A 5,691-nucleotide genomic window follows, 5' to 3' on the forward strand; every position below is an offset into this window, starting at 1 on the left:
GGGCCGGGGAGTGTCGGCGCTGTTCGCGGGCGACTCCGGCACGGGCAAGACGATGTCGGCGGAGGTGATCGCCGCGGACCTGGGGCTCGACCTGTACACGGTCGACCTGGCGACGGTGATCGACAAGTACGTGGGCGAGACGGAGAAGAACCTGGAGCGGATCTTCACGGAGGCGGCGGGTGTGAACGGCGTGCTCCTCTTCGACGAGGCGGACGCGATCTTCGGGAAACGCTCGGACGTGAAGGACGCGCACGACCGCTACGCCAACGTGGAGAGCGCGTACCTCCTGCAACGCATGGAGTCCTTCGACGGCCTGGCCATCCTCGCCACCAACCTCCGCGCCAACCTGGACGACGCCTTCACCCGCCGCCTGGACCTGGTCATCGACTTCCCGGTCCCGGACCCCGAACAACGCCTGCGCCTCTGGGACCGCTGCCTGGGCCCGACCCTCCCGCGCGGCACGGACCTGGACCTGCCCTTCTGCGCCGAGAACTTCGAGCTGGCGGGCGGCAACATCCGCTCGATCGCCGTGACTTCGGCGTACCTGGCGGCGGACACGGGGGGCGCGGTGACGATGGAGACGGTGATCCACGCGATCCAGCGGGAGTACCAGAAGCTGGGGCGGCTGACGCTTGCGTCGGAGTTCGGGCCGTATCTGGGGCTGGTGACCTGATGGCCGGGGACCGGTGAGCGGGGCGGCCCCGAGGGCTGGGATCAGACCTTGACGACGCGCACGCGGTCGCCGCAGAGCATGGTCAGGTCCTCGGGATCGGAGGTCAGGATCACGGCCGGCTTCGGAGCGTGGAGCGCGGTGGCGGCAACCACGGAGTCGATGGCGTACTTGTGCCCGTGAAGGCCCGCATCGACGAGCAGGGCCATCGCCGTACGCCCGATCTCCTCGGTGACCGGTTCCACGTTCAGCCGGGACACGGCCCAGTTGAAGCGGGCTGAGTTCACCCGTGCGTGGTGTGCCTCGATGAGGGTGAGGATGCTGGTCACGACCCGCATGTCCTCCTGCTCGGCCCCGCGCACCAGGGCCATGACCCGGCGGTCGTCGGCGACCACCTTCGACAGCCCTTCGCTGTCCAGGACGAGGGTGCCCGGCCGGCTCATCAAGCCGCGCTCCCCATGCCGCCGTCGGCGTCTCCGCGCAGCAGGGCACGGGCGGCGTCGATCTCCGCCTGGCTGAACTCTCCGTGCTCCGCCTCGTGGGCGGCGGTCAGTTCGGCGAGGTTGTCCCGCTCGATCTGCCGCTGCACGGCGGCGTCCACATAGGCGGAGAACCCCCGCTTCCCTACCCGCGCGCGGACGGCGGCGATGTTGCCGGAGTGCAGGCTGACGGAGACGTTCGCGGTGGGGCCTTCACCGGGCCCGTAGACAGCTTCGTCACTCATGGGATCAGTCTAATAGCTTCTCTAGTAGATCTGGCGGCGCGGGTCCTGGCATGAGCGGCCCGGAGTGGCTGTCGGCCGAGCGTGTACGACCCGGCGTTTACCCGAAGAAGACACCCGGCTCAACTCCGGCGATCAGGTTGTTGAGCGCTTCGTTCATGTCGTCCCCCATGAGGAAGTATCCATTTGGTCCGTACATGACAATTCTTCCGCGATTTCCGATCAGTAGCTTTCCGTGTATGTCTGGAATTGCCCCGATGGGGAAAAAGCGTTCCTTTCCAGCTGTCAGTTGACGAAGCTCTTGAAGTGCCGTCTCGGATGTCAAGCCTTCTACAGGGATCAGATTAAAGCCATCGCGGTAAGCGGTAATTCCAGCTCCCCGGTCCGGAATGACGATACCACCGTAGGATGCGAGAGCGTTCATGGCTTCAGGGAAGGCTTCGGTGACTGCATCCCGGCGTCGGCGCTGAGCTTTATGAAGTTGCCTCACCAATTTTTCGGCAAGCTTTTCGTCGAAACCTTCGAGATTCCATCCCGATGCGCTCAGGATGTTCTGAGCTTCCGGCGAGATATCCATGCTCACCTCAATCTGGGTCGGCTTCCGAATCTTCCGCTTTCGATGCGTATTAAAAGTCGCGAATTCCGAATTCTGGGAGAACTTTCCGGCAGGTCCTGCACGGCTTGATGTAAGTTATGGTGTATCGAGATTTATTTTTGAGGCTCTGCTCAATGATTTTCGCCGTTGATAAGGTCGGTGTGGACGTGAATAATGCCTGTGCCTCTTCGAGTGTCTCGACGTTATTCGCCCAGAGTAGGTCGGAGATGATGGCGGTCTCCCCGCATCGCCCGTGCCCTGTCCCCATTGCGCCCCTTCCGTTCCGTTTGATCTCGTCCAGGACCTTTGCGAGTACCGGATGGACGTTGGGAGGTATTGACGAACGCATGCTGCTGTGAATGTACACTTCCCCCTTGAAGTACATGGCAACCGTTACTTGACGATCGATGTCCGGAATCTTTCCCCGTTTCCTTGCCTTGATCATCTCGTTGGCCAGCTTATTGGCCAGTCGCACTATCTTTTTTGCAGTCCTTTCGATCTGCTCGTCCGAAGGTGACCGAGGGAGTTCGCGGGCCCGCACGGCGGGAATGGAGTATCGACCGTAAGTGCTCCTGAATTCTTTCTCGGCGTCTTCTGCCGCTTTCTTTTCAATTGCTTCCCTGTCGCTCGCTGTCAGTATTCTGCTTCGCGTGAAATGTGCCTTCTCCAATTGTTTCCTGTACTTCTCTTTGATGCGTTCCATGGTGCTCAGCCTGTCGCTCTCGGTTCCCAGTGCCGTCGTTCCGATGGATCGACCTACCGGCAGGTCCGGGTCTATCGTCCGGAAGGGGTTTATCTTCCCCAGGACGCGCCACTTGTCGCCCGACTGCTGGGCGTCGAGACGAAGGAGGCCGTATTTTCTCCTGATCGGATTGAGCAGGCCCTGCACGATCTCTTTTGTTGTCGGCTTTCCTTTCAGGTCCCCCAGATGGGACTCGGCTTCAGCAAGGGCCAGATCGAGCTGACGCTCCTTTGATTTCTGGTTTCCCTTTCCGGGGTCCTTGCGCTTGTTCCAGAGCGCCTTGCCCTTCCTGGCGATGAAGTCGACGATCTTGTCGATCGCCCGGGTCACCGGTCGTGACACCGACTGGAAGACCGACTTGACCTTGTTGGCGAGGCCGCCGATGCCCAGCAGGGCGGCGAGGAAGCCGATCAGGAGAGGGACGCTCGATGCGAGGGCGGCTTCGATGAGTTTGGGGACGCCGGCCTGGCCGCCGTTGGCGATGGCGATGACCGCGTCCAGGACCGCGTTGACGAAGTCCGCGATCTGGGCGCCCTGCGTCACGATGAACGTGACGATGTCGATGATTCCCTTGACCGCTCGGACGAACGCGGAGGCGGGGTTGAGCAGGGAGATGATCCAGGTGATGCCCGCGATGAGGACGGTGGGGATCAGGTAGGTCGTCAGCTTGCCGAGGATGGTGGCCTTGAGGTCGCCCGTTTCCGCCTGGATTTCCTTGACCGCGCCCGCCGGGCCTTCGGCGGCGAGGTTCTTCGCCACCGGGACCGAGGTTTCGACCGCGCTCATCGCTTCGTCGGGGACGCCCTTGCGGGTGACGCGGGTGCGGATGTTGTCCCAGGTCAGGCCGAGCATCGAGCCGATGAGCTGGATGATGCCCTTGAGGTCGAAGCGGGCCGGGAGATCGAGGCCGGCCTTCACCGCTGTGCCCAGCAGCCAGGAGACGACGCCGGTCTTCAGGTGGTCGGCGATGTTGGTGATGAAGAGGTTCAGGCCCGCGCCGACCGCTTTCACCAGGTTGCCCAGGAACCCGATCGGGTCCTTGATGATCTTCATGATCGCGGAGGCGGCCTTGGCGAGGATGCCCAGGAGCAGGTTCTTCAGCTCGTTGATCGTCTTGATGACGCCGACGATGGCGTCCTTCGCCTTGTCGATCAGGCCCTTGTTGGCTTCCTGGAGCTTCTTGATCTCCTCGTCGATCTTGTTGAGGGCGGCGGTGTACTTCTGGGCCAGGTCCTGGACCAGCTGTTCCGACTTCTCGTTGACCGTGGCTTCCAGGTCGTCGAACTTGCCCGCGAAGTCCTTCGCCGCGTCCTCGCCGAACTGCTTCAGGTCGGCGGGGAGTCTGTCGACCTCGGCCTTCAGCTCCGTGCGGCCCTTGGCTATGCGGGCCTTCGCCTTGCCGAGTTCGGCGCCGATGATGTCGGCGACGGAGGAGATGACCGTCTGCATACGGGAGACGTAGAGCTTGCGGGACTCCTGGTAGAGGTCGTTCGCCGCCTTCGGCAGGCCGGCGAACTTGTCCTTGATCCAGCGGCCCTTGCCCATGAGGCCCGAGTAGCGCTTGTCCTTGTACTTCTTCATCCGGCTCTTGTGGTCGGCCGTGAACGCGTCCCGCGCCGACTTCTCGCCGGATGTGAACGCCGAGTCCACCTTCTTGTCCAGGCCGGACAGGGTGTCCTCGACGTCCTTCTTCGTGCCGTCGTAGACCTTCTGGAGTTTCGCCGTGACCTCGGCGCGCTTCTTCTCGTCCTTCGACTTCGTGTCGTTCTTGCCGCCGTCGACCTGTTTGCCGGCGGCGGCGCGGGTGGAGGTGAGGCCCGCCATCGCCTGGGCCCCGGAGGCCGCCGCGTTCTGTTGGGCGGTGGAGAGCTGCTGGTCCTCCGCCGCCTTCCCCTTCGCGGGTGCCTTCGCCGCGTCCGCCTCCGACGTCTTCTTCGCCGACAGGGCCTCGTTGAACTCCGGCTCGTTGCCCTTGGCCAGCTGTTCCTCGGTGACCTCGGCGTCCGCCATCGCCTTGTCGTTCCCGGCCGGCCCTTCGGAGAAGTCCGTGACGGCCGCGGGCTGCTTCTCGGGGACCGCGTCCGTCGCGGAGGGCGCACCCGGGTTGCCCGGTGCCTCGTCCGGGGTGAGCGGGGTGACGTCCTTGTCCTTGGCGGCCGAGGTGTCGGGCGGGGCCTTGGTGGCGGTGTCGATGTCCTTGGCCGACGACTCCTTGCCGTCGGTGACCTTGCCGTCGACCTCGGCCTTGACCTGGTCCGCCTTGCCGGACTTGGCGAACTTGTCGGCCTCGTCGAGGTTCTTGGGGGCCTGGGAGTCGATCGCCTTGTTCACCGCGTCGATGAACGCCTTCTTGTCGAACTCCCCGGGCTTCGCCGCGTTCATCTTCTCGGCGTTCGCCGCCTTGCCCTGGGCCTCCTTGTCGTCCGGCGGGGCCACCGCCGCGTCCTGCGAGGCCTTCGACTCACTCGCCGCCGGGGCATGCGCGGCGAGCCGGGTCTTCTTCCCCGCCACATCGGCCTTCACGCTGCGGAAGCGCGCCGACTGCGCCGGGGGCGGCTTCACCGGCGCCGTGTACCGCTGGGCGACCATCCGCGACACCGCCCCGTTCCCCGCCATGCGCTGGAGCCTTTGGATGGAGCGGCGGTCGGGGGGCGGGGACGCGGTCGTTCGCTCCGCCGGCGGTGCTGCGGAGTGGGAGAGGCGGGAGAGGTGGGAGAGCCCGAGGTCCGGAGCGGCTGCGGCGAGTTCGAGATCCGGAGCCGCTGTGGTGGTGCCCAGGTCCGGAGTCGCTGTAGTGGTGCCGAGGTCCGGAGTCGCTGTAGTGGTGCCGAGGTCCGGAGTCGCTGCGGAAGTGTCGAGGTCCGGGGCGTGTACGGCGTCGTGATGGGAAGCGCGTACGGCGTCGTGCTGCGGTGGCGCCGCGGAAGGCTTTTCCGGAACCGCCTTCATCCGCCCTCCCGCCC

5 protein-coding genes are annotated in these 5,691 nt (G+C 64.6%); 1 reads left to right on the forward strand and 4 read right to left on the reverse strand.

Annotated features, from left to right (window positions below; genetic code table 11):
• On the forward strand, window positions 1-673 hold a 673-nt coding region (locus HET64_RS35780), incomplete at its 5' end, for an ATP-binding protein (RefSeq protein ID WP_215111410.1).
• A 41-nt stretch (window positions 674-714) separates the two neighbouring features.
• On the opposite strand, the gene HET64_RS35785 is transcribed toward HET64_RS35780, so the two are convergent.
• From HET64_RS35785 to HET64_RS35800, 4 genes are all read right to left on the reverse strand, one after another.
• Window positions 715-1,113 carry a DNA-binding protein gene (locus HET64_RS35785; RefSeq protein ID WP_215111411.1) on the reverse strand — a complete coding sequence of 133 codons (399 nt, stop codon included), beginning with the start codon at window positions 1,111-1,113 and terminating at the stop codon, window positions 715-717.
• Window positions 1,113-1,394, reverse strand: coding sequence for a hypothetical protein (locus HET64_RS35790; protein ID WP_215111412.1), 282 nt, complete (start codon window positions 1,392-1,394; stop codon window positions 1,113-1,115). The genes HET64_RS35785 and HET64_RS35790 overlap by 1 nt, the downstream gene beginning before the upstream one ends.
• Before the next feature lie 97 nt (window positions 1,395-1,491).
• Complete coding sequence (locus tag HET64_RS35795) at window positions 1,492-1,968, reverse strand: SUKH-3 domain-containing protein (protein ID WP_215111413.1); 477 nt, start codon at window positions 1,966-1,968, stop codon at window positions 1,492-1,494.
• A gap of 49 nt (window positions 1,969-2,017) precedes the next feature.
• Window positions 2,018-5,677 carry a YwqJ-related putative deaminase gene (locus HET64_RS35800; RefSeq protein ID WP_215111414.1) on the reverse strand — a complete coding sequence of 1,220 codons (3,660 nt, stop codon included), beginning with the start codon at window positions 5,675-5,677 and terminating at the stop codon, window positions 2,018-2,020.
• Window positions 5,678-5,691 lie beyond the last annotated feature (14 nt).

Origin of the sequence: Streptomyces sp. McG3, from assembly GCF_018619185.1 — a bacterium.
GTDB lineage: Bacteria > Actinomycetota > Actinomycetes > Streptomycetales > Streptomycetaceae > Streptomyces.